The 22,484-nt window shown below is 67.6% G+C and carries 21 protein-coding genes; 11 read left to right on the forward strand and 10 right to left on the reverse strand.

What is annotated here, in order from left to right; genetic code table 11:
- The first annotated feature begins 5 nt into the window (after nucleotides 1–5).
- The gene (locus tag HMPREF9056_RS14105) at nucleotides 6–164 is read left to right on the forward strand and encodes a hypothetical protein (protein WP_155885647.1); all 159 of its coding nucleotides are present in this window, start codon (nucleotides 6–8) and stop codon (nucleotides 162–164) included.
- 31 nt (nucleotides 165–195) lie between these two features.
- Here HMPREF9056_RS14105 and HMPREF9056_RS06500 read toward each other — a convergent pair whose 3' ends face one another.
- A complete protein-coding gene (locus tag HMPREF9056_RS06500; RefSeq protein WP_009403914.1) occupies nucleotides 196–963 on the reverse strand; it encodes a DeoR/GlpR family DNA-binding transcription regulator in 768 nt (255 codons plus the stop codon).
- 209 nt (nucleotides 964–1,172) lie between these two features.
- Here HMPREF9056_RS06500 and HMPREF9056_RS06505 point away from each other — a divergent pair, with 209 nt between their 5' ends.
- Complete coding sequence (locus HMPREF9056_RS06505; protein ID WP_172635246.1) at nucleotides 1,173–1,613, forward strand: VOC family protein; 441 nt, start codon at nucleotides 1,173–1,175, stop codon at nucleotides 1,611–1,613.
- Nucleotides 1,614–1,712: 99 nt separating this feature from the next.
- On the opposite strand, the gene HMPREF9056_RS06510 is transcribed toward HMPREF9056_RS06505, so the two are convergent.
- Nucleotides 1,713–2,486 (reverse strand): DeoR/GlpR family DNA-binding transcription regulator, encoded by a 774-nt coding sequence (locus HMPREF9056_RS06510; protein ID WP_009403916.1) that lies wholly within the window; start codon nucleotides 2,484–2,486, stop codon nucleotides 1,713–1,715.
- 123 nt (nucleotides 2,487–2,609) lie between these two features.
- On the opposite strand from HMPREF9056_RS06510, the gene HMPREF9056_RS06515 reads away from it, so the two are divergent.
- Nucleotides 2,610–2,786: a hypothetical protein gene (locus HMPREF9056_RS06515; RefSeq protein ID WP_253269958.1), complete on the forward strand. Its 177-nt coding sequence runs from the start codon at nucleotides 2,610–2,612 to the stop codon at nucleotides 2,784–2,786.
- A 16-nt stretch (nucleotides 2,787–2,802) separates the two neighbouring features.
- Here HMPREF9056_RS06515 and HMPREF9056_RS06520 read toward each other — a convergent pair whose 3' ends face one another.
- A complete protein-coding gene (locus tag HMPREF9056_RS06520; RefSeq protein ID WP_009403918.1) occupies nucleotides 2,803–3,804 on the reverse strand; it encodes a zinc-binding dehydrogenase in 1,002 nt (333 codons plus the stop codon).
- A gap of 171 nt (nucleotides 3,805–3,975) precedes the next feature.
- Between HMPREF9056_RS06520 and HMPREF9056_RS06525 the strand changes: the two genes are divergently transcribed.
- From HMPREF9056_RS06525 to HMPREF9056_RS06550, 6 genes are all read left to right on the forward strand, one after another.
- On the forward strand, nucleotides 3,976–4,899 hold the full coding sequence (locus HMPREF9056_RS06525) for an ABC transporter ATP-binding protein (RefSeq protein WP_009403919.1): 924 nt from the start codon (nucleotides 3,976–3,978) through the stop codon (nucleotides 4,897–4,899).
- Nucleotides 4,896–5,633 (forward strand): ABC transporter permease, encoded by a 738-nt coding sequence (locus HMPREF9056_RS06530; RefSeq protein WP_009403920.1) that lies wholly within the window; start codon nucleotides 4,896–4,898, stop codon nucleotides 5,631–5,633. Before HMPREF9056_RS06525 ends, HMPREF9056_RS06530 begins: the two co-directional genes overlap by 4 nt.
- On the forward strand, nucleotides 5,630–6,310 hold the full coding sequence (locus tag HMPREF9056_RS06535) for an ABC transporter permease (protein WP_009403921.1): 681 nt from the start codon (nucleotides 5,630–5,632) through the stop codon (nucleotides 6,308–6,310). Before HMPREF9056_RS06530 ends, HMPREF9056_RS06535 begins: the two co-directional genes overlap by 4 nt.
- The gene (locus HMPREF9056_RS06540; protein WP_009403922.1) at nucleotides 6,307–7,305 is read left to right on the forward strand and encodes an ABC transporter substrate-binding protein; all 999 of its coding nucleotides are present in this window, start codon (nucleotides 6,307–6,309) and stop codon (nucleotides 7,303–7,305) included. The genes HMPREF9056_RS06535 and HMPREF9056_RS06540 overlap by 4 nt, the downstream gene beginning before the upstream one ends.
- Nucleotides 7,306–7,418: 113 nt before the next feature.
- Nucleotides 7,419–8,042, forward strand: coding sequence for an NADPH-dependent F420 reductase (locus HMPREF9056_RS06545; protein WP_009403923.1), 624 nt, complete (start codon nucleotides 7,419–7,421; stop codon nucleotides 8,040–8,042).
- Nucleotides 8,043–8,145: 103 nt separating this feature from the next.
- Complete coding sequence (locus HMPREF9056_RS06550; protein ID WP_009233513.1) at nucleotides 8,146–8,541, forward strand: helix-turn-helix domain-containing protein; 396 nt, start codon at nucleotides 8,146–8,148, stop codon at nucleotides 8,539–8,541.
- Between the two features lie 26 nt (nucleotides 8,542–8,567).
- Here the strand turns inward: HMPREF9056_RS06550 and HMPREF9056_RS06555 are convergent, their stop codons facing one another.
- The 4 genes from HMPREF9056_RS06555 to HMPREF9056_RS06575 all read right to left on the reverse strand — a co-directional run bounded on the left by HMPREF9056_RS06555 (nucleotide 8,568) and on the right by HMPREF9056_RS06575 (nucleotide 11,921).
- Nucleotides 8,568–9,158: a dihydrofolate reductase gene (locus HMPREF9056_RS06555; protein ID WP_009403925.1), complete on the reverse strand. Its 591-nt coding sequence runs from the start codon at nucleotides 9,156–9,158 to the stop codon at nucleotides 8,568–8,570.
- The gene (locus tag HMPREF9056_RS06560; RefSeq protein WP_009403926.1) at nucleotides 9,155–10,045 is read right to left on the reverse strand and encodes a thymidylate synthase; all 891 of its coding nucleotides are present in this window, start codon (nucleotides 10,043–10,045) and stop codon (nucleotides 9,155–9,157) included. Before HMPREF9056_RS06560 ends, HMPREF9056_RS06555 begins: the two co-directional genes overlap by 4 nt.
- Before the next feature lie 780 nt (nucleotides 10,046–10,825).
- A complete protein-coding gene (locus HMPREF9056_RS06570; protein ID WP_009403927.1) occupies nucleotides 10,826–11,272 on the reverse strand; it encodes an OsmC family protein in 447 nt (148 codons plus the stop codon).
- 127 nt (nucleotides 11,273–11,399) lie between these two features.
- Nucleotides 11,400–11,921 (reverse strand): DUF2505 domain-containing protein, encoded by a 522-nt coding sequence (locus tag HMPREF9056_RS06575; protein ID WP_009403928.1) that lies wholly within the window; start codon nucleotides 11,919–11,921, stop codon nucleotides 11,400–11,402.
- Between the two features lie 177 nt (nucleotides 11,922–12,098).
- On the opposite strand from HMPREF9056_RS06575, the gene HMPREF9056_RS06580 reads away from it, so the two are divergent.
- Nucleotides 12,099–13,574 (forward strand): sensor histidine kinase, encoded by a 1,476-nt coding sequence (locus HMPREF9056_RS06580; RefSeq protein WP_009403930.1) that lies wholly within the window; start codon nucleotides 12,099–12,101, stop codon nucleotides 13,572–13,574.
- A gap of 97 nt (nucleotides 13,575–13,671) precedes the next feature.
- On the opposite strand, the gene HMPREF9056_RS06585 is transcribed toward HMPREF9056_RS06580, so the two are convergent.
- Both HMPREF9056_RS06585 and HMPREF9056_RS06590 read right to left on the reverse strand, forming a co-directional pair.
- Entirely contained in the window at nucleotides 13,672–13,920 is a 249-nt protein-coding gene (locus HMPREF9056_RS06585) for a WhiB family transcriptional regulator (protein WP_003779481.1), read from the reverse strand.
- Nucleotides 13,921–14,125: 205 nt separating this feature from the next.
- On the reverse strand, nucleotides 14,126–17,713 hold the full coding sequence (locus tag HMPREF9056_RS06590) for an FtsK/SpoIIIE domain-containing protein (RefSeq protein ID WP_009403933.1): 3,588 nt from the start codon (nucleotides 17,711–17,713) through the stop codon (nucleotides 14,126–14,128).
- Nucleotides 17,714–17,938: 225 nt separating this feature from the next.
- Between HMPREF9056_RS06590 and ligA the strand changes: the two genes are divergently transcribed.
- Nucleotides 17,939–20,374, forward strand: coding sequence for an NAD-dependent DNA ligase LigA (ligA, locus tag HMPREF9056_RS06595; RefSeq protein ID WP_009403934.1), 2,436 nt, complete (start codon nucleotides 17,939–17,941; stop codon nucleotides 20,372–20,374).
- A 73-nt stretch (nucleotides 20,375–20,447) separates the two neighbouring features.
- Here the strand turns inward: ligA and HMPREF9056_RS06600 are convergent, their stop codons facing one another.
- Entirely contained in the window at nucleotides 20,448–22,274 is a 1,827-nt protein-coding gene (locus HMPREF9056_RS06600) for a L,D-transpeptidase (protein ID WP_050793005.1), read from the reverse strand.
- Nucleotides 22,275–22,484 lie beyond the last annotated feature (210 nt).

Raw genomic sequence — 22,484 nt, forward strand, 5'->3', positions numbered from 1 at the left:
AGGCTTTGAGCATCGTCCTGGGGAACAGCATCGGCACCAGGGCGATGCTGGTGGCTGCGGTCGTCCTGGTCCTGGCCTTGGCGCCCCACCGCAGCGCGGCAGCCAAGCAAGGGACCTTCCCGCTGCTGGCCGCTTCCTGCACCATTGCGGCGCTTCTTGGCTGAGCCGGTTCGATCCCGGCTCAGCTGCCGGCGGTCAGTCGCACAGCACGACATCGACCCCGGCACCCCGTAGCTCCTCGAGGGCGTCGGGATCGATCTGGCTTGTCGTCAGCAGCACGTCGAGGTTCTCGAGGAGCCCGAACCGGTAGGTGCTGGTCTGGGTGATCTTGCTCGGCGCGGTCGGCAGGATGCGTCGGGTGGAGGAAGCCATGATGGCGCGCTTGACCATAGCATCGTCGGACTCCATAACGGTCAGCCCCTCGCGGGTGGACACGGCGCAGGTGGATAGGACCGCGACGTCGGCCCGGAAGGCGCGAACAGAGTCGACCGCCTCGGCGGAGAACAGGGAGAGGGACTCCGGATCCACCGGGCCACCCGCGATGGTTACCGCGGCCCCGCGCACGGAGGCCAGTGCCGCACCGGCACCCAGCGACAAGCACAGGGCCCGGATATCGCGGCCGGCGAGCTGCTCGGCCACCATCTCGCAGGTGGTCCCGGAGTCGATGATGACCGCCTCTCCGTCCTCGATGAGATCGGCGGTGGCCTGCGCCAGGCGGCGCTTGATCTCCACGTCCTGACCGCGGCGCATGGCGGCTGGTCGGGCGGCCCCACGGCGCGGAGCGCGCAGGGCCCCGCCGTGGACCCGAGTCACCAGACCCTCGTGGGCCAACTCGGTCAGGTCCCGTCGGATGGTGATGACTGAGACTCCGGTCAATCGGGACAGCGCCTGCACGCTGTGGACCGTGGTGGGGCTGAGGGCTCGCAGGATGGTGCGGCGCCTCTCGTGGGGACTGTTGGGCATGCTTCCTCCGCTTCAACAGCGATGAGGTGATCGTTTTGCCTGGAAACGAGCAATGACAATGATCGTATGGTCTTTTACTGTTGGTGTCAACGGAGAGAGGCTTAGACAATCCATTGATTTAACTGCGGAAAATCGCTGTTGAGAAGAACGATCGTGCGATCATCTCTGGTCATTAACAGTGATTCTGCACCGTCACGAAAGGAATGATCATGCCGCACCTCGACCACGTTGCCATCTGGATCGCCGACCTCGACAGCGCCCGCGACTTCTACTCCCACTGGTTCGACGGGCACGCCAACGGCCTCTACGAGAACCCGAAGACCGGGTTGCGCACCCACATCCTCCATTTCGCCGAGACCCCCGCGGACGAGCGGGGAACCCGCCTGGAGATCATGACCCGTCCGGAGCTCGCCGAGCGGCGAGAGACCGACGCGCTGGGTTGGGCACACGTCTCCTTCGGCCTGCCCGGGCGTGACGACGTCGACCGCCTGGCCTCCAACATGTCCGAGGCCGGTGTACCGGTGATCGACGGACCCCGCGAGACCGGAGACGGCTACTACGAGGCCACCGTGCTCGACCCCGAGGGCAACCGCGTCGAACTCGTCGCCTCCGACTACTCCGACGACGTCGCCCTGCGCCCGGCCTTCTGAGCCGGAAGAGACTACGAAAGCACTCAGTAACCCCTGGTACTCCCCGGTGGGGCTGTGCCTGACGGCGTGGCCCCACCGTGTTGCCGAGCAGCTGTGTCTCTATACGTCGTGCATCTCGACGGACACGCCTGCCTCTTGCAGGCCTGTCAGCGTTTCCGGGTCGATACCGGTCGTCGTCAGCAGGGTGTCCAGGTCGTTCAGCTCGCCGAACCCGTAGGTGGAGGACCGCGTCAGCTTGCGCGGTGGAGCGGGCATAAGGCATCGAGCCGAGGAACCGATGATGGCTGCCTTGAGAACGGCGTCGTGATCCTCGGTGCAGGTCAGGCCGCTCTGCGCGGAGACGGCGCAGGCTCCCAGAACGGCGACGTCAGCGCGGAAGCGGCGCACGGCGTCGACCGCGGTTGTCGTCAGCATCGCCAGTGTGTCGGTCTCGACAATCCCTCCGGGAACGGTGACGATCGGGCCGGGCGTGGATGCCAGTGCTGCTGCGGCCGACAGTGACAGGCACAGGACCCGGATGTCGCGCCCGACGAGCTTCTCAGCCACCATCTCACAGGTGGTTCCGTTGTCGATGATGACGCTCTCCCCGTCATCGATGAGTTCTGCCGTGGCCCGGGCCAGCACCCTCTTGGCCTCCAGGTCCTCGCCGCGGCGCAAGGAGATTGGCTGGCTGGCCCCGCGCCGGGGTGCGCGCAGCGCACCTCCATGGACGCGGGTGACGAGGCCCTTGTGAGCGAGCTCCGCAAGGTCGCGACGAATCGTCACTCCGGAGACGTCGGTGAGTCGCGACAGGGCGTTCACGCTCATGACCGTCGTCGTGCTCAGGCTCTTGAGGATCTGACGCTGACGGCTGGTGGGGGAGAAGGTACTCACGGATGATCACTTTACGTCTAAATGAAGATTTCAGATGATCATATGGTCTCCTACAGTAGTGGGTGTCGACAGAGATCGGCGCAGAACTCGTTGAAATACCAGAGATTCACCAAGGAGATTATCGTGATCGAAAATGCTCTCAACCGTGTTGCCAATGCCGCCGGTACCGCCTACTCCCGTTGGCTGGAGGATGTGCTGGCACGCACTGCAGGACCTACGGCAAGCTCCTACGCACAAGGCATCCAGGCCCTGATCAAGGGTGACTTCCGAGTCGATGACGCCGTGTCACTGGCAGCCTGAGCGCGCCGACTTAGTCCTACGGCAGACCGACGAGCTTGCCCATGTGGCGTCCCGAGGCCATGTCCTCGTGCGCCTGGGCGATGTCGGCCAGAGGGTAGGAGTGGATGGGCAGGAGATCGAGATCGCCCGACTCGATCCGATCCAGGGTCCGCTGAAGCACCTCCGCCGGCAGGTCCTGGGCCTGGCCGGAGTAGGTGGTCAGACGCACCCCGTTGGGGATCCAGTCCATCGGGTAGAAATTGGGAATCGTCCATGAGTCCGACAGCATCCCGGAGAAACAGACCGTTCCGTGAACCGCCGTCGCTGCCAGCGAGTCCCGTAGCGTCGGCACGCCGACCAGCTCAAGGACGGTGTGAACCCCACTCGGCTCTGCCTCGCGCAGCCGTGGAGCAACCTTCCCGTCGTCCAGGAGCGGGGTGGCGCCTCGTGAGCGCAGCAGCTCCAGCCCGGCCTCGCGGCGAGAGGTCGCATAGACCCGGCAGCCCATGTCGGCTGCGAGCGCGGCCGTGGCCAGTCCGAGCGCCGAGGTGCCTCCGCGTACGAGCAGGCTCTGCCCCGGCTGGAGATCCAGGCCTGTGGTCAGGGTTCCGTAGGCCGTCTGCAGTGTCTCAGGCACCGAGCCGATGACCTCCCAGGGCAGGCTGGAATGGAAGGTGATGATCTGCGTGCGCGGCACGACAACGTACTGGGCGTAGCCGCCGTCGAAGAGCCGTCCCATCCCACCCATCATCGTGACAGCCTGGGTGCCGGGTTCCAGGATGCCCTCCGGGTCCAGGTCGATGACCCCGGAGGCTTCGATCCCCAGGATGCGCGGGAAGGTCATCCCCTCAGCCAGGCCGTGAACGGAATGGTACTCGCTGCGGTTGAGGCCGAAGGCCATGACCTTCAGACGCACCCAGCCATCCGGAGGCGCCGGCATCGGAAGCTCAACGATGCGGAGGTTGCCGATGCTGCCCGATTCACTGAGCTGAGCCGCCAGCATCGTGGCGGGAGCGTCGCTGTCGGTAATGTCCGTCATGCGTGCGCCTTCGAGGTTGTTCGCGGGTACCTGGGTGTTTGCTTTCAATCCTGCACCAATCGCCTTGGTAAAGCCTGCCTTCCGGCAGTTCAGCAAGTGACGGCTGGTACGGTTGCGGCACGCTATACGGTCGTGCTGTCTGCGGCCAGGAGAGGACATCCGGCACCTTCTATGAGCAGCACCATCATCTTCGACGCCGTCACCAAGCTGTACCCGGCCGGGAGGGGCGCCGGATCCGGTACCCCCGCCGTCGACTCCTTCTCGGCCCGCATCGAGGCCGGCACCACCACCGTCCTGCTGGGATCCTCCGGCTGCGGCAAGACCACCCTGCTGCGCATGGTCAACCGCATGATGGAGCCCTCCAGCGGTGCAGTGCTCATCGATGATGAGGACATCGCCGCCCGCGATGCCGTTGCCCTGCGTCGGTCCATCGGCTACGTCATGCAGAACGCGGGGCTGCTGCCGCACCGACGCGTCATCGACAACATCACTCTCGTGCCCCGCCTCCAGGGCACGGACCGCCGTGACTGCCGGAAGCGGGCCCTCGAGCTCATGGACATGCTCGACCTCGATCGCGACCTGGCGGGGCGCTACCCCCACCAGCTCTCCGGAGGGCAGGCCCAGCGGGTCGGCGTGGCCCGGGCTCTGGCCGCTGATCCCGAGGTTCTCCTCATGGATGAGCCCTTCGGCGCCGTCGATCCCCTCGTGCGCCGCGAGCTCCAGCGCGAGATGGTCCGGATTCAGGCCGAGCTGGGCAAGACGATCATCTTCGTCACCCACGACGTCGACGAGGCCCTGGCCCTAGGCGACGAGATCATCCTCCTGCGCGAGGGCGCCCGGGTCGCTCAGAGAGGCAGTGGAGCAGAGCTGCTCGCCGAGCCTGCCGACGACTTCGTGGCCCGTTTCCTCGGGCTCGACGACGCCGCACGCCAGCTACGGCTCAAAGATGTCGCCGACACCCGGATCGTTCTCGACCGCGCCGGCCGCGCCGTCGGGCGCCTGTCCGACGATCTGGTGACGTCGACAGGAGCTGAGCAGACTGTGCAGGCTACGGAGGTCGTGGAGGCTATGAAGCCTGCGGGGAAGCGGGCATGAGCTGGGTCCTGGCCAACCTGCCCGTCATCGCCGGGCACCTGCTGGCCCACCTGCTCCAGGCGGTTCCCGCGATTCTCGCCGCCTTCGTCCTGGCGATCCCCATCGCCAGACTGGCCCGCGCGGCCCGCCCTCTGCGCGCCGTGCTAGTGACCGGCTCCTCCCTGCTCTACGCCGTCCCGTCGCTGGCGCTGTTCGTCATCCTTCCCATCATCCTGGCCACTGGGATCCGCGACCCGTTCAACGTCATCGTCGCCCTGACCCTCTACGGATTGGCGCTGCTGGTTCCGGCCACCGCCGATGCGCTCGACGCCGTCGACGGGCGAGTCCTGGACGCCGCGACCGCCATGGGCATGGGACGCTTCCGCTGCTTCCTCACCGTCGAGCTGCCGCTGGCAGGACCCGCGATCCTCACGGGCCTGCGGGTGGTGACCGTCTCGACGATCTCGCTGACCACCGTCGGAGCGGTACTCGGCGTGCGCAGCCTGGGCTGGCTGTTCACCGACGGGTTCCAGCGCGGCATCACCGCGGAGATCGTCACCGGGTTGGTGGCCACCGCGGTCCTGGCCCTCGTCCTGGACGGGATCATTCTCGCCCTAGGGCGCCTGTGCCTGCCATGGACGTGGAAACGCGCCGGTGCCGGACAGGTGCTTCAGACGGCCGGGTGGCCCGCACAGGTGCCTGCAGCCGGCGGCCGCGAGGATGACGGCCGGGAGAACCAGGAGGATGAGGCATGAGGTTCGTCCTGGCCGCCCTGGCCTACATCACCGACCCCGCTCACTGGAGTGGGGCCATGGGGATCGGGTCGCTGATGATCCAGCACGCCGTGTACTCGCTGGCTGGCGTCCTCATCGCCGCCCTCATCGGGGTTCCCGCCGGCTGGTGGGTGGGCCATACCGGTCGCGGACGCAGCTGGGTGCAGCCGCTCAGCGGTGCCGCTCGCTCCCTGCCCACCCTGGGCCTCATCACCCTGTTCGGTCTCGCGCTCGGCGTCGGTTTGACCGCTCCCATGATCGCCTTCGTCGTCCTGGCCCTGCCCAGCGTTCTGGCCGGAGCTATGAGCGGCGTGCGTGCGGCCTCCGTCATGGCTGTCGACGGGGCCCGGGCCAGCGGCATGAGCGAGCTCCAGATTCTGGGGTGCGTTGAGATCCCTCTGGGTGCGCCGCTGCTCATTGGTGGGCTGCGCTCGGCCAGCCTCCAGGTCATCTCCACCGCCACGCTGGCCGCCTACACCGGCGCCGGTGGGCTGGGCCGGCTCATGTTCCTGGGGCTCAAGACTCAGGACTACGTCATGATGCTCGCCTCGGCAATGCTGGTCATCGCCCTCGCCCTGGCCTCCGAGGCCCTCTTCGCCCTCGCTCAGTGGGCCGTCACGCCCCCGGGCGCCCGGCAGCACCGGAAGGAAACCGCATGACCGCACACCCCAGCACGCGCTCCGGAGAACCACTGACGCGACGCGGCCTGCTGACCGGCGTCGGCGCACTGGGCGGCCTGGTCGCGCTCAGTGCCTGCTCCAACACCGATCCCTTCGCCATCGACCGAGCCTCGGGAGGCTATTCCGGCGGCCCCATCATCATCGGCAGCCAGCAGTACTACTCCAACGAGATCATCGCCGAGCTCTACGCCCAGATGCTGGAGAAAGCGGGCCTGACCGTCACCCGGCAGTACCAGATCGGCCAGCGCGAGGTCTACCTGCCCGAGCTCGAGGCCGGCAAGATCCACGTCATCCCCGAGTACGGCGGCAATCTGCTGGAGTACTACAGCAAGACCGCCGGCTCAGGCAGCCCCTCCACCGCTACCGGCACCGCCGCCCCTTCCCGCGCCGCAAGCGACACCACTTCCATTCAGGACACCCTGCTGACGACTCTGCCGCGCTCCCTGACCGTCCTGACCCCGGCCGAGGCCACGGATCAGGACTCACTGACCGTCACCCGGGCCACCGCCCAGGCCCACTCCCTGACCTCGATCGCAGACCTGGCCTCCCTGGGGCGGCCCATTACGATCGCCGCGAACTCCGAGTTCACCACCCGGCCCTATGGGCCCGAGGGGCTCAAGGCCGTCTACGGCGTCGAGGCCTCTGTCACGCCAGTAGAGGACTCCGGCGGGCCGCTGACCGTCAAGGCGCTCACTGACGGCACCGTCGACGTCGCCGACATCTACTCCTCGGACCCCGTCATCCAGACGCAGGACCTCGTCGTCCTGTCCGATCCCCAGATGCTCATCCTTCCGCAGAACGTCACCCCACTGGTGTCCGCCTCACTGCCCGCCATCGCGGTGACCGCCATCAACCGGGTCTCGGCTCTGCTGACCCCCGACGAGCTGCGCGCCCTCAACCAGCGCTCCACCGGTGAGGGACTGCGCTCCAAGGTCATCGCCACCGACTGGCTCACATCCAAGAAGCTCCTCTGAACGGCCTGCTCCGCCACCAGCATGCTCTCTTTTACGCACTCACTCTCTTTCGGGAAGTGACTATGTGTGGGAGAGTATGGGTGTTCGTCCACCAACAACACTAAGGAGCTCTCATGTCAGTCCCCTCCATCTCCATCATCGGCGCCGGCAACATCGGATCAGCTGTCGCAGGTCTGGCGGTCAAGGCCGGCGCCAGCACTCAGGTCCTGGTACGCGACACCTCCAAGGTCACCGGCCTGTCGGGCGTCGAAGTCGCTGAGATCGGCTCGCCCCTGAGCGGCGACATCGTCGTCCTCGCCCTGCCCTACGCCGCCATCGACGACGTCATCGCTACCTATGGCGCCAGGGCCTTCGCCGGCAAGGTTGTCGTCGACCCGACCAACCCCCTGGACTTCACCACCCTCGACTCTCTCGTTCCGGCCGGTAGCTCTGCGGCCGCCGAGCTCGCCGTGAGACTCCCGGATGCCCAGGTGGTCAAGGCTTTCAACACCGTCTTCGCCGCCGTCCTGGCGACCGGCACCGTCGGCGCTCGCCCGGCCACCGTCTTGGCCGCCTCCGACTCCGCGGAGGCCAAGACGAGCCTGCGTGCGCTCATCGAGGCCGCTGGACTGACGTGGGCAGACGCTGGCGAGCTCAAGCGGGCGGAGCGTCTGGAGGCGCTCGGCGCGCTGAACATCGCCCTGGCCGTCACTGAGCAGATCGGTTGGACCGGAGGCCTTGCCGTCGTGTCCGAGTGAGGCGCCCGGTTCGCAGGTAGCCTGTCACCCATGTCCGTCGTCGGGCGCTCACACTCATGGGCGCCCGACGACGGATCGGTGACCAAGCGCACGAGGAGACAACGTGGCCGATACTGAGAAGCCGACCGGCATGGAGATGGCCCCCGACCCTTATAGCCGCAGCTGCCCCTCACGCCGCCTACTCAAGTCACTCGGGGACCTGTGGACCGTGCTCGTCGTCGGGGCGCTCCATCATGCGGACCAGCCGCAACGCTTCAAGGAGATATCGGCCCGAGTCGACGGCATCTCCACCAAAATGCTCACCCAGACCCTACGGGGGCTTGAACGCGATGGCCTTCTCAAGCGCCATCAGTACCCTGAGATCCCGCCGCGAGTGACCTACGAGCTCACCGACTCGGGGCGGGGGTTGGCGGAGGCACTCGCTCAGGTCGAGACCTGGGCCACCGATCACCTCGGCACTGTCAGTGAGGCCCGGGCGCGCTATGACGCCGCCCACTGAGTACCCATTGTGCCCACTGAGCGCGTCTAGAGGTGCCGCCAGATCTCCACTCGCCAGCGCGCGTCCCCGGACACGGGGCGCCACTGACCCTCCGGGTCGGACAGTGCCGGATCGATGGCCCACTCCTGTGTGCTGATCCCCGGTGCGCGCACCAGCGCCGAGGCGGGCAGACCGCGCTCGCGGGCCCGCTCGGTGGCATCCAGATCCAAGACGCTGACAACGAGCACATCGGGCAGACCTTCGGCCAGGGCCTGCCCGTAGACGCTGCCGCCGCCGATCACCCACAGGCGCGGTAGCCCTACGGCCGCCCCTTCACGGGGGTCGTGACCCAGTTCCGCGGCCAGGTCCCGCGCCGCGACCGAGAGCCCCTCGCGCAGCGAACCGGCACGGATCGCGCCCTCGGCCTGCCAGAACCGGTCGCGGGTGAGGACCACGTTGCGCCGACCGGGCAGGGCGCCCCCGAGCGACTCCCAGGTGGTACGACCCATGACCAGCCCGGAGCCCATGGTCGTGGCCTTGAAGTGGGCGAAGTCGGCGGGCACGCGCCACAGCATGTCGCCGTCGGCCCCCAGGAGGCCAGTCACGTCCTGGGCCCAGATCATTCCCAGGCCGCTCATACCGCGACCGGGGCCTTGATCGCGGGATGATGCTCATAGCCCTGGGAAGCATCGATGTCATCCATGTCGTAGGCGTCGATGGACGCGGCACGCTCCAGGCGCAGCGTCGGGAAGGGGTATGCGCTCGGCACCCGGGAGAGCTGGGTGCGGACCTGCTCGACGTGGTTGTTGTAGATATGGCAGTCCCCGCCGGTCCACACCAGCTCACCGGGATCCAGGCCCGCCTGCTGGGCGAGCATGTGGGTGAGCAACGCGTAGGAGGCGATGTTGAAGGGCACCCCCAGGAACAGGTCGGCACTGCGCTGATAGATCTGCAGGCTCAAGCGGCCATCGGCCGCATAGCACTGGAAGAAGGCGTGGCAGGGGGCCAGTGCCATAGAGCTCAGATCGGAGACGTTCCAGGCCGACACCAGCATGCGCCGCGAGTCCGGGTCGGTGCGCAGCGTGTTGATGAGCCCGGCGATCTGGTCGATGGCGCCCCCGTCACATGTGGGCCAGGAGCGCCACTGCGAACCGTAGACCGGCCCCAGCTCACCGGCATTGTCAGCCCACTCGTCCCAGATCGTGATGCCCCGTTCCTGGAGCCAGCGCACGTTCGTGTCTCCGCGCAGGAACCACAGCAGCTCGCCCTTGACGGCCTTCATGGCCACGAACTTCGTGGTGATACGGGGGAATCCCCGTGCCAGGTCGTAGCGCAGTTGACGGGCGAAGAGCGAGTGGGTCCCGGTGCCGGTGCGGTCCGATTTCAGGGCACCGTTGGTCAGGACGTCGGCCAGCAGGTTCTCGTAGGCGACGTCGACACCTGGCGGGGGGACGAGCCCCATCTGCTCCAGGGCCGGGTACCGGGCGGCCGCCGACGTCGGCCCGGGTGCGCCGGTGTCGCTCATACGTCGATCACCTCGACGCTGGGGTCGTTCATATCACTGATGTAGGTGCTGGGGCCGCCCAGGACGAGCTGCGGCCCGAGCGCGGCCTGCGCGCCTTCAATGACCTGATTGGCCAGTGCCCGCCCGCCGGACCAGCCGATGGCGGCTCCGATCCCGAAGGGGATGAGACGCCCCAGTGCCAGCGCCCCGCCCTTGGCGGCCGACCGCTTGGCCACCCGCTTGATGAGGCGGGCGTTGATCGACTTCACCGTTGGCAGCGGCATCTGCATGAGTACCTGCGCCGCCCAGAACATCGTGGACAGCCCCAGCTGGCCCTGGACCGCCTCGGAGCCCTCCTTGCCCAAGAGCGCGGACAGGACCAGCGCCCGACGGCGCTCGGCGTCGACCACATGGATCCCCTGGATCTCCGCCACCGTCAGCACGTAGGTGACGGCCGAGGCGATGAAGGCGGCACTCTGCCCCACTGTCAGAGCGGCCGCCGCGCCTGTGCTGATCGCCGGCAGGGCTGCGGAGGCCCCGACGGCGCCCGATGACAGTCCCGCATCCCGCCGGAAGCGGGAGGCGGCCATCTCGACGAGCTCGGCTGCGTCCGCTCCGGGACGGTCCCGGCGCATCCGCGCCGCGCGTTCCTCGATGCGGGCCGCCGGGATGGCGATGGCCTTGTCCAGGGCTCGTTCCAGCGCGGTGGAGCGCCCAGAGCCGGAGGCGTTCACGGTTGTCTCCTCATGTGCGTGTCAGACGGCGACGATGGCGGGCGGGGCAGTGGGGGGCGCCGAGCGCTCAGTCCTCGTCGGGGTCGACGATCGTCGTCGTGTAGGTGGCGCCGTGCTCGACGGTGTGCCCCACAGTGCAGTGGCGGTCGACCGCGCTCGCCACCCTCTGGTCGAGCAGCTTTCTCTGGTCGGCGTCGAGCGAGGACAGATCGGCGACGATCTCGACTTGGAAGGACTCATAACGCTCCTCGGCGTCGTTCTTGACCGAGGAGCAGCCCACTGTGGCCTCGAAGTCTTCGCCCAGGGCCTTGGCCAGGCGGTGGTCTGCCGAGAGGGTGTTGCAGGTGGCCAGCGCGATTTTCATCAGCTCACCGGGGGAGAACTCGCCTGGGCCCATGCCGACGCGCACCTCGGCGCCGGCGGAGTTACGGCCGATGTACTGACGGGTGCCCGTGCGCTCAGCCCACACGGCGCCGGCGGGGCTGGGGGAGGCAGGGGTGCTTGATGTGCTCATGGCGAGATCGTGCCATGAAACGCCCAGTAAGCCAGGCTCTGAACCCATGTACGCGCCCGTGCTGCGCGGTTGGCGGACAGGAGCGCAGCACGGGAATAGACGCCGGAAGCGACTCGTTGAAACCGCCTCAGTGCTCGGCGAGCCAGGCGACGGCGCGGCGCTCCTCATCGGCCACGACCCTGTCCACCATGCCCATGGCCTTCTCCTCGATGGTCTTGCCCAACAGAGGCACGGTGACATTGAGATCGACGTCGACGGTGACCGTGGTGCCCTGAGTTGAGGCGGAGGCCTCAGTGCTCTCAGCGGCTGCAGCCATGGTTGAGATGGCGGTGACCTTGACCGGGGCGCCCTTGACGGTCACGTCGTATCCGCCCGAGCGTGAACCGTCATCCTTCGGCTCGCCCCAGGACTCGGCCACGGTGAAGGACACCGCGGAGCGCACGAATCGCGAGGCGACCGAGGGCAGCTGAGAGGGCTGGATGCTCCCGGCGATGGTGGCGACGAATCCCTGTCCTCGCTGGGCGACGTCGATCGAGGCGTCCTCGAGCCCGGCTCGTGTGACCCGTTCCTCCTGGTAGGCGGGGTCGGCGAGCATCTGGGCGGTGCGCGCCGGGTCTGCGGGATAGGTGATGGCGATGGTCTTCCTCATGCCGTGATCCTGTCATGTTCTGGTGGTTCGAAGCACGTTCTGGGCGCGGCGTGACGGTCGCTGCGGCAGACCTTCGCAAGGTTGACCGTGTCTGCGATCGAGGCCTGAACATGTGTCCTGCTTAGCAATTAGCCGGCTCAACGAGCCGGGCTCGCTCACTGCCGATAACCTTGAGAGGTGCCTAATCTTCTGCCTAGCGCCCTCAGAGACGCAGTCGACCTTGCTGAGGCCGACCTCGACTGGATCCACCAGCTGGTGGCCGACTGGCAGCTGATTGCGGACCTATCCACCTCCGACCTGGTCCTGTGGGTGCGTACCCGTGCGGGGCGTTTCATTGCCGCCGGACACACTCGCCCCTCGGGCGGAACCACCGTCCACCTCGAGGACGTCATCGGGCGGCGGATGCCGGCCTCGCGCGAGGCCATGGCCATGGAGTCGCTGTCCACCGCTCAGATCCAGGACGCCGCCGAGCCCTACTGGACCGGAACAGCTGCGGTCCAGGAGGAGTACATCCCGGTCGTCCACGCCGGTACGCCGATCGCTGTCGTCACCCGGGAGACCTCCGTGGGCGTCATCCGGGGCGGGCGCATTGTCGAGCGGGAGATGGAGGAGATCGCCGAGGTCCTCTGCCATATGACCGCAGCGGGAGATTTCCCCATTCAAGGCGCCGGTACCACGATCCGTCACGGCACCCCGCGCGTGGCCGACGGTGTCCTGCGCCTGGACGAGGAAGGCCGCATCATCTACGTCAGCCCCAACGGGCGCTCCTGTTTCCACCGCCTGGGCATCGAGGGCGAGCTGAAGGGTATTCAACTCGCAGAAGCCGTCACCTCGATCATTCCCGCCCGTACCCCCGTGGACGAGACCCTGGCCGTGGTCCTCATGGGACGGCAGGCCTGGCTCACCGAGGTCGAGGTCGAAGGGGTCTTCCTGTCGCTGCGTTCCATACCTCTGACTCGGGCCGGGCGCCGCTCCGGGGCGGCGCTCCTGGTTCGCGATGTCACCGAGGTGCGTCGGCGTGAGCAGGTCCTGCTCAACAAGGACGCCACCATTCGCGAGGTCCACCACCGGGTCAAGAACAACCTGCAGACGGTCTCCGCGCTGCTGCGCATGCAGGCGCGTCGTGCCACGAACGAGGAGACCCGTCAGGCGCTGTCGGAGGCCGAACGACGCGTGACCACGATCGCCACCGTCCATGACGCCCTGAGTCACAACGTGGACGAGCGGGTTGACTTCGATGACGTGTTCTCGTCCATCCTGCGCATGGCGGCGGTCGTGGCCTCACCAACAGGTCAGGTCAGCACCAGGCTGGAAGGCTCCTTCGGCATCGTCGACGCCGATACCGCCCAGGCGCTGGCCACCGTGCTGGCCGAGCTGGTCACCAACGCCGTCGAGCACGGCCTCGACGGACGAGACGGTCGAGTAACGGTGAAGGCCTGCCGGGATGAGGGCCAGCTCGAGGTTCACGTCATAGATAACGGCGCAGGCCTTGCACCGGATACTCTCATGACCGGTCTGGGAACGCGGATCGTCACCACACTCGTGCGCGGGGAGCTGCGCGGAAGCATCGACTGGGAACCTCTGAGCGGGGGAGGCACCGACGTCGTCATTCACGCTCGCCTTAACCAGAGAGCCTCCAGGAGTGAAACCTGACGTTCGATTCCCGGCTATCGAAAACATTGGGACTGACAAAACGGCGTTCGCACGATTATTCGTGCGAACGCCGTGGCGTGAAGAACTCAATCGGTTTTCAGGACGACCTGCGGGCGCGAGCTGCGCGACGCTTGAGGGAACGACGCTCGTCCTCACTCATGCCTCCCCAGACACCGGCGTCCTGGCCGTTCTCCAGCGCCCACTTCAGGCAGGTGTCCACCACCTCGCAACGGCCGCACACCTCTTTCGCCTTGGCGATCTGGGCAATGGCGGGACCGGTGTTTCCCACAGGGAAGAAGAGCTCCGGGTCGACGGTGAGACATGCGGCTTGGCTGCGCCAGTCCATAAGGGCCCCCTTCAAGGTCATCGGTCATGCGGCTATCGCCGGTCCGGCTTGTCAGGGCTCGGCGGCCACGTCTGAGAACAACTTTCACATGGCGGGGGGCGGTGGGCAAGACCTCGATCGTGAGACCTGCGCCGATACCCTGTCGTGATCCTCACAGGATGTGGGAGTGTTGAGATAACGCTACTTCCATTATTGAGAATACCTGTTAAATAGGGTGTTCAATAGGGTTTTCGCCATCGTCAGCCATGGGCTGCGGCAGCACGATCTGAATCGGCAGACAGGTTCCGCGGTAGACCAGCGCTCCGCGTCCAGGAAGCGTTAGCGCCCTCGGATCGGTCACCGCCCTCAGGGACATTCCCGCGGCCTGATCGGAGTGCCGCAGACCGGGCCACAGCATGACGAGTGCCTCGCGCTCACGCAACGTCGAGATCGCGCCGCGGAAGGTGGCGGCGACCTTCTCGGTCGAGGCCGAGGCCAGGACCCGCTCGGAACGTGCCAGTGCAGCCTCCACCCGACTGACGGTGGCTGCGTCGGCGAGGTCCAGGTCGTCGACGACGAGGCCGTCCGAACCAAGGGTCTGAGCCAAGGCTCGCAGAGCCGTGGAGCGCCCTGAACCGGGAGGCCCCACAACCAGGACACTGGTGCGTGTCGGCAGCTCGACGGGGGTGGCCGCATCCCCTCCCACCGCCCAGGTGCCTGCCGGAGCATCGGACCAGGTGATCCGCGTCGGCAGCGGTTCGAGCCGGAGCACCGATCCGCTGCCGCACTCGGGGGCGGTGCTCGGAGGTCCCTCACGGAGCACGATCTGGCAAGCGGTCGTGGCCGTCCCGTCAAGGATGACGCCTCGCCCCGGCAGGCCACCGGTGACCACTCCGCGCGGAAGCCCGGCGAGTGCGGCCTGCGTGCTGGTGGCTGCGCCCAGGATCAGCCTCAGCCCCACGGAGCCGGCCCAGCGGGAGGTGGACGCAGCCAGCGGAGCGGTCAGCAGCAGGGGCATGCCGGTGGCCGTTGCGGTACGGATGACGGCCTCGAGCATCGCGTTGCCCTGGCCGGGGCCCAGCACCTCGTCGATGGTTGGGATGAGCGCGTCGACGTCATCGAGACACAGCAGGTCCCCACCCAGGCGCCCGGCGGCTGCAAGCCCCCACAATCGGGCCAGACGTCGTGGATCCTCAGCCCCGACGACAGTACCCACTGCGGGATGCGTGAGGAGCCTGCGCACACTCGCGACAGCGCCCACGGCCTCGCTGGAACCACCAGTGGTCGGGGGCGTGAGCCCGCACAGGTGCACTCCTCGCCCTGACCGCAGCGCCGCCGTCGCGGCTGAGACCACGAGCGTGGAGCGCCCCGAGCCCGGTGCCCCGAGTGCCAGGAGCGGACGTGTGACCTGCCAGTGCCACAGCCCCAGCCTCTGTCGGTGCGGCAGATCCGTCAGGGCGAGAAGGACCTGATCACCCGCCGTTTCCTGCTGGGCGGACCGAGTCTGGCCACTGCGGCTGTCGCCTCCGTGCCCTTGTCGCTGTCTATTCCCTTCGTCTTCCCCGAGCACCTCCTCCGGGTCCCGATGCCGCCCCAGCTCGCGCGCCCCGGACTCATCGACGACGTCGGGCAGGGCGGGTGCCCAGGGGCGCCATGGAACGGCCCGCCCCCTGGAGGCGTGCGAGACGAGATCGACGATCTCCTGGACGTCGAGAGTCGAGCCGCACCAGGGAGCCTGGAGTACCTGGTCACCGTGTGCCTCGCCGCGCTCCTGCGGGCCGGAACCGATTCCGTCGACACTGCCGGCCCCGCTGACCAGGACCCGTCCAGGATGGCGGCCGAGCCGGGCGGCGCCGTCGTGTCCCAGAACGTCTCTGGAGTCGGCGGCGTCGAGCACCCGTAGACACACTCGCAAGGAGGTGTTGGCTCGAATCGCGGGGGAGACGGCGCCCTGAGGGCGCTGAGTGGCCAGAATGAGGTGGATCCCCAGGCTGCGCCCCTGCGCGGCGATGCGCACCAGCGCCTCCAGGACCTCGGCGTGCTCACCGACCAAGGTGGCGAACTCGTCGACAGCCACTACCAGGTGGGGCAGGGAGACCTGCGGTGGCAGGCAGGAGACGTCCTTGGCGCCGTGCGCTGCCAGGATCCGCTCCCGCCGGTGCACCTCGGTCTCCAAGGAGGACAGCGCCCTGCGGGTGCCGAACGGGTCCAGATCGGTGAGGACCCCGGCCGTGTGCGGTAGACCGGCAAGAGGACCGAACGCGGCCCCTCCCTTGTAGTCGACGAGGACCATCGTCAGGTGGTCCGGCGGGTGACTCAGCGCCAGCTGTACCAGCCAGGAGATGAGCAGCTCCGACTTTCCTGATCCTGTGGTCCCGGCCAGCAGGGCGTGCGGGCCGTCTGCCACCAGATCGGCACTCACCCACCCTTGCGACCCCACACCCAACACCGCGGACAGCGACGACGCCCCACAGCCCGGTGAGTGCACCCGCTCCTCCCACCGTGTCCGCAGCTGGTGGGCGTCGAGGTCTCCGATGACCTCGCTGAGGGGAACCATGTCCGGAACGTCAGCGTCCTGCGACGCTGACACGTTCTGCGACGTGATCCTGGAACGGCACAGGTGACGAACCGCGTCCCACCAGACTGGTGAGCATGACGGCGCCCCGCCCGGGATCGGACGCGTGCTCAGCGCCTGTGGCGGAACCTGATCGCCTAGGCAGGTCAGCACCTGAGCGGTGTGGGGGTGGACCTGCGGCCCCCAGGTGAGACGGACTCCCAACCCCCTGTCGGGCACCTGGTTCCGGTTTCCGGCTCGTTCTTGCCGCAGACCGCCTGGTGGACTCCCCAGCTCGGTCAACCGGACCTCATCACGGGCCAGGAGCTGGGCGCACCACCATCTCACAGTGTTCACAGCGTCCTCACCCACCAGGGCCAGGCTCTCCCCGTCGGTGAGCGAGAGAATGCGCCGTCGTCGCCGCTCAGCGGTCCAGGCGGTCACAGCCTCTCGGGAGGCCGACGCCGCCTGCTGGCCCTCGGCACCGGCGCACTGAGAGGACTGGAGCACGCTGGAGCGTGCGGCGAGGGCCAGCAGCATCGTGGCGGGGTCAGGCCGGCCGTGCCTCCAACCCGGCAGACAACCCCGACGACGACGGCGATCGCACCACCGAGGCCGGTCTACGCGCCTGGTTCGGCCTTCTCGACGTCCTTGCAGGAAGGGCACCAGGCGCATGATCGTCATGGCGAGCATCGGCGCCACCATGACCATCCCCATGGCACCACGGCTTCCGGTCATGATCGCTGTCGCCGCCGAACCGCCCATAACCAGGACGCAGACCAGCGAGACCACTATCGACCATGCTATCGAGGACGCCGACGGCGGAGCCGGAACCACCAGGTCGGAGGGGCGTTTGCGCAGCTCGAGCACACTGTCTCCCAGGCGCACCAGAGCCCCCTCCCTCAGCCCGACCTCCCCGCGTACACGCAACCACAGGCCCAGGTGCCAGTAGCGGTAGGTGCCATTGACCGATCCGCAGTCCTGGGCCAGGACCCTGCGACCGTGCGGCCGCAGACGCAGATGACGGCGTGAGACCAGCGGATCGCTCAGCACCTCGCCCCGTCCGAGGATCTCGCAGGCCCGCACCGCCATCACCAGACCGAGGTCGGGCCCGTCCAGAACCGCGAGGTGCCATGGACCTGCCAGGGCATTGACCGCCGACTCCGCGGCCGCTTGCCCCGACGAGTGCAGGTGCAGCAAGGAGGAGCCGGGGTCCGAGCGGAGCGGATGAAGGTCCAGGACGTCAGCGGCGGTACTCACTGCTTCAGAATCACCGGTTGAGGCGCCGATGTCGCCGGCAGACGAATCCGGGTGTGGACAACCTCGTTGCTCTCTGCCAATCACGAGCGCTGTGGTTCCCCGAAGAACCGTGATGGCAGAGCGACGCCGGGATACCGGGAGGCCGGAACACGTCACGCACCCCGGTCGCCGGGGGCTCTGGGACGCCTGAAACCGTTTTCAGCCCAGTTGAGGAAAGATAGGCCCATGACTGACACCGACGCTTCCCGCGGCTCCGCTCCTACGTCGATCGGCTCGGCGGACCTGAGCACCGTGCCCGCTGGCGCCCGGGAACGCTGGGGCGAGCTGGTACGTGACATCGAGGCCGCCCGAGACGCCTACTACAACGCCGTCGACGCCGAGAGCTCTCTGTCGGATGCCGACTATGACGTCCTCTACCGCGAGCTCGAGGACCTGGAGGCCGCGCACCCTCTTCTGGCCAGAGCCGGATCACCGACCCGCTCCGTGGGCGGCCGCGCCATCACCGACTTCACCCCGGCCCCTCACCACGAGCGCATGTACTCTCTCCAGGACGTCTTCTCCCTCGACGAGGTCCAGGAGTGGGCGGAGCGCATGATGGCCGAGACCGGGGTCGCCGACGACGATCTCGCCATGACCGCCGAGGTCAAGATCGACGGCCTGGCCGTGGCCCTGACCTACGAGAACGGGATCCTCACCCGGGCCGCGACCCGCGGCGACGGCACCACTGGTGAGGACGTCACCGGCAACGTGCGCACCATCGCCTCGGTCCCCCTGGTCCTGTCCGGCGACGCCCATCCCTCCCTGCTCGAGGTCCGCGGCGAGGTCTATTTCCCCACCCAGGAGTTCGAGGCCTTCAACGAGGATCGCCGTACTCGCAACGTGCAGCGACAGGCCGATGGCGCCCCGCTCCTTCAGGTCTTCGCCAACCCCCGCAACGCGGCCGCAGGTTCCCTGCGCCAGAAGAACCCTGCCATCACCGCCTCGCGGCCCCTGGCGATGATCGCCCACGGGGTCGGTGCGATCACTCCCGCACCGGGGGAGAGACTCCCCGCCCGACAGCACGAGTGGTATGAGCTGTTAGCCGGCTGGGGGCTACCGGTGTCCCCCTACAACACCGTGGTTCGGGGACGGGCCGAGCGTGAGGCCTACATCGAGCGCTACGCCACTCACCGTCACGACCTCATTCACGAGATCGACGGCATCGTCTTCAAGCTTGATGACCATTCCCTTCAGCGCCGCCTCGGCCACACCTCCCGGGTGCCCCGCTGGGCCACGGCCTACAAGTACCCGCCTGAAGAGGTTCGCACAAGGCTGCTGGACATCGCAGTCCAGGTGGGACGCACCGGACGTGTCACGCCCTTCGGCATGATGGAGCCGGTCCTGGTCGCCGGTTCGACGGTGGCCCGAGCCACCCTCCACAACGCCACCGAGGTGGCACGCAAGGGCGTGCGCATCGGGGACATGGTCATCGTGCGCAAGGCCGGTGACGTCATCCCCGAGATCCTGGGACCGGTCGCCGACCTGCGCGATGGCACTGAGCGGGACTTCGCTATGCCGACGCACTGCCCCTCCTGCGGTACTGAGCTGGCACCGGCCAAGGACGGCGACGTCGATCTGCGCTGCCCCAACACCCGTTCCTGCCCCGCCCAGCTGACTGAGCGGATCGCTCATATCGGCTCTCGGGGTGCACTGGATGTCGAGGGGCTGGGAGACGAGGCCGCCGGTGCCCTGACACGGCCCGACGCCGGACGGCGAGAGGCTCTGACCGCGCTCGCGGCGGGCAAGAGCCTGGACACGGAACGTGGACGACTTGCCCTTCCGGCCGGCGAGCTCGACGCCCTGCACGCCTCCCAGCGGGTGGAGGCCGTCGAGGAGCTCTTGAGGCAGGCGGGGGTTACCGAGCAGACACCGGTGCTCACCGGTGAGGCCACTCTGTTCGACCTCACTGAGGAGGACCTACGTGAGGTGTTCGTGTGGCGCCCCGTCTCCCGCCGGGGGGTCCCCACCGGTGACTGGCGCCTGAGCCGCTTCTTCTGGACCAAACAGACCTACGATGCAGACGGCCGGGTCAAGAAGGCGACAGTACCCGGTAAGAACGCCATCGCCATGCTCTCCCAGCTCAGGGACGCCCGTACCCGCCCGCTCTGGCGCATCCTGGTGGCCCTGTCAGTGCGCCATGTCGGGCCGACCGCGGCCCGGGCCTTGGCGGCGCGCTTCAGGTCCCTGGAGACCCTGTGCCATGCCGATGTCGCCGAGCTGGCCGAGGTCGACGGCGTAGGGTCCACCATCGCCGAGTCCTGGGTGCGGTGGCGCGACGTCGACTGGCACCGTGAGATCCTCAACCGTTGGGAGGCCGCCGGGGTCCGTACCCGGGAGGAGGCCTCGGACCAGCAGGAGGAGCCGGCGCGGACTCTGGACGGGCTGACCGTTGTCGTCACCGGTTCCCTCGAAGGATTCACTCGTGACAGTGCCAAGGAGGCCATCGTCTCGCGAGGGGGAAAGGCCTCGGGCAGCGTCTCGAGGAAGACGAGCTTCGTCATCGTCGGAGACAAGGCCGGCTCCAAGGAGGCCAAGGCCCGCGAGCTGGGACTGACGATCCTCGATGAGGAGGGCTTCGTGTCGCTTCTAGAAGGAGGACCGCAGGCGGTCTCCTCAAGATAGATCAACCAGTCGGGGCGGGGTCCCTCCTGATCAGGAGGGACCCCGCCCCGACTGCGGCTCGGCTGCTTCCGGCTCAGTAATGGCTCTGGACCACGGTGCTCGTGTCCACCCAGTTGTAGATCCACTGGGCCTCGGAGACCGGCATGTTGACGCAGCCGTGGGATCCGGAGTACCCGAAGCTCGAACGCCATCCCGCGCCGTGGAAGGCGTAGCCGCTGTGGAAGTAGCTCACCCATGGGACATCCTCGGCGACATAGGGCGATCCGTCGGCGTTCTCGCCACGCATGGTCTGGGACTCGTACTGCAGGTAGACCTTGTAGGTACCGGTCACCGTCGGGGTCTCGGCCGCACCGTCCACGATGGAGACCGGGCCGTGCACAACGGTTGCGCCCTCGTAGGCGGTCACCGTCTTGCTCGACAGGTTGAGGTCGACCCACTTCTCGCCCGGGGCGGCCTGGTAGGGAAGGTTTTCCGCACCATCGGCGATGGTGCGCTCCTTCCACTCCGCCTTGACCGTCGTCGTCTCGAAGGAACCGGTATAGGCCTTGTCACTGCCAAGGGACTGGGTGATCGACGTGGCGACCGTGTCGACGTTGTTGACGGTCTTCCCGTCCTTGGCCTCCGTGGGGGTGGAGACAACCTGCCCGCTGGCATTGACATTGCGCTGACCGGTGACGGGATCGACGTTGGCCTCATCGGCCTGTGCCTTGACCCACTGGGAGACCTTCGTGGAGTCCACCGCGATGGTGGGGGCGGAGTCGGCCGAGTTGTTCACCGTGATCCACGAGGCCTTGTCCGTGTCCTCCGCGGTGTAGGACTCGTCGTCCAGGGTGATGGTGACGTCCTGGGAGACCCAGTTGTTGGCCGTGTCGGCGACCTTCTGGGCGTCGTTGTCAGAAACCTTCGGATCGGCGTTCGTCATCGTGAGAGAGATCGACGACGATCCCAGGGACGTAGCGGCCTTCTGTGCGGCCTGCGCCAGAGCATCCGCGTCCAGCGCGGCGCCCTTGGAGGCGCTCGTGGTGGAGAAAGTGGTGCCGTCCTCGCTGAGAACCACGGTGGCGTTGCGCGCCTTGGCGCGGTCCTCGGGGATGAGGGAGGTGGCGTAGCTGTCCACCGCGGTCTTGTCGGTGGTGGTGACCACTGGGACCTCTCCCTTGGAGAGCAGGGCCTGGAACTTCTCACCGAAGGTGTCACCGTGGGCCATGACAGCATCGGCGGTGGCCTGGGCGTCCACAGTGGTTCCCAGGTCTGCCAGGGAGGCGCTGGCGGTGACGTCTCCGGAGATGTCGACCTTGGCGCTCTTGGCACGGTTCTCGATGGCGGCCACCACCTCCTCGCGGCTCTTGCCGGACACATCGGTGCCGGCGACCGTTGTCCCGGGCACGACGCGACCGTCGTAGTGTGCGGCGTAGGCGTAGCCTCCCGCACCGACGACACCCAGCAGGAGGAGCGCGGCAGCCGCGACCCCCAGCGGCCAGCGGCGGCGTCGCCGGGGCTCATCCAAGTAGAAGTCCTTGTCCTGATGGGTGGCGAAGGCGGAGACGGCCGGCGAGGTCGGCGCTGCTGGAGCCGCCGGGGCGGTCAGGTACACGCCGTCAGCGTCGCCGGTCTTCTCGGTGCTTGCCTGTTCGTGCAGCTTGTTCTCGGTTCCCGGCGCAGCGACCGCAGACGGGGCAACCACCTCGATCTCCTCGGTGCTGCCCAGGTCCTCGTTCGTGTCGCTTGAGGTGGTGCTGGTAGAGCGTGCATGCGGTGCCGTGCCGTTCGCAGCCGCCTGGAAGACAGACTGACGACGCACACCTGCGGGCTCTCCGTACGGTGTGCTGAGCACAGGGGGGTTGCTCTGTGAGGCTTCTCCCTGGTGCTGAGCACCAGTGGGGGAAGTGTTGCTGCTCATGCGTCCTCGTCTCTCGACCGGTCGCCCCGCATCGCGCGGAGCACCGGCCGAATCCAGTTGTCCGTCCGACCTCCGGTGGCTCAACGTCCTGGAGGTCCGGTCCAAGGGTCGTTGCTGGCCTGTCGCGGGAACACCGTTCCCGGCAGGCCGTCGACAACCCAGTGCTCACCATGACATCCGTGAAACGAGGGGATGTCAATCATCCTCGAG

The sequence above is a fragment of the Actinomyces sp. oral taxon 170 str. F0386 genome (assembly GCF_000195595.1).
In the GTDB taxonomy this organism is placed as follows: Bacteria; Actinomycetota; Actinomycetes; order Actinomycetales; family Actinomycetaceae; genus Actinomyces.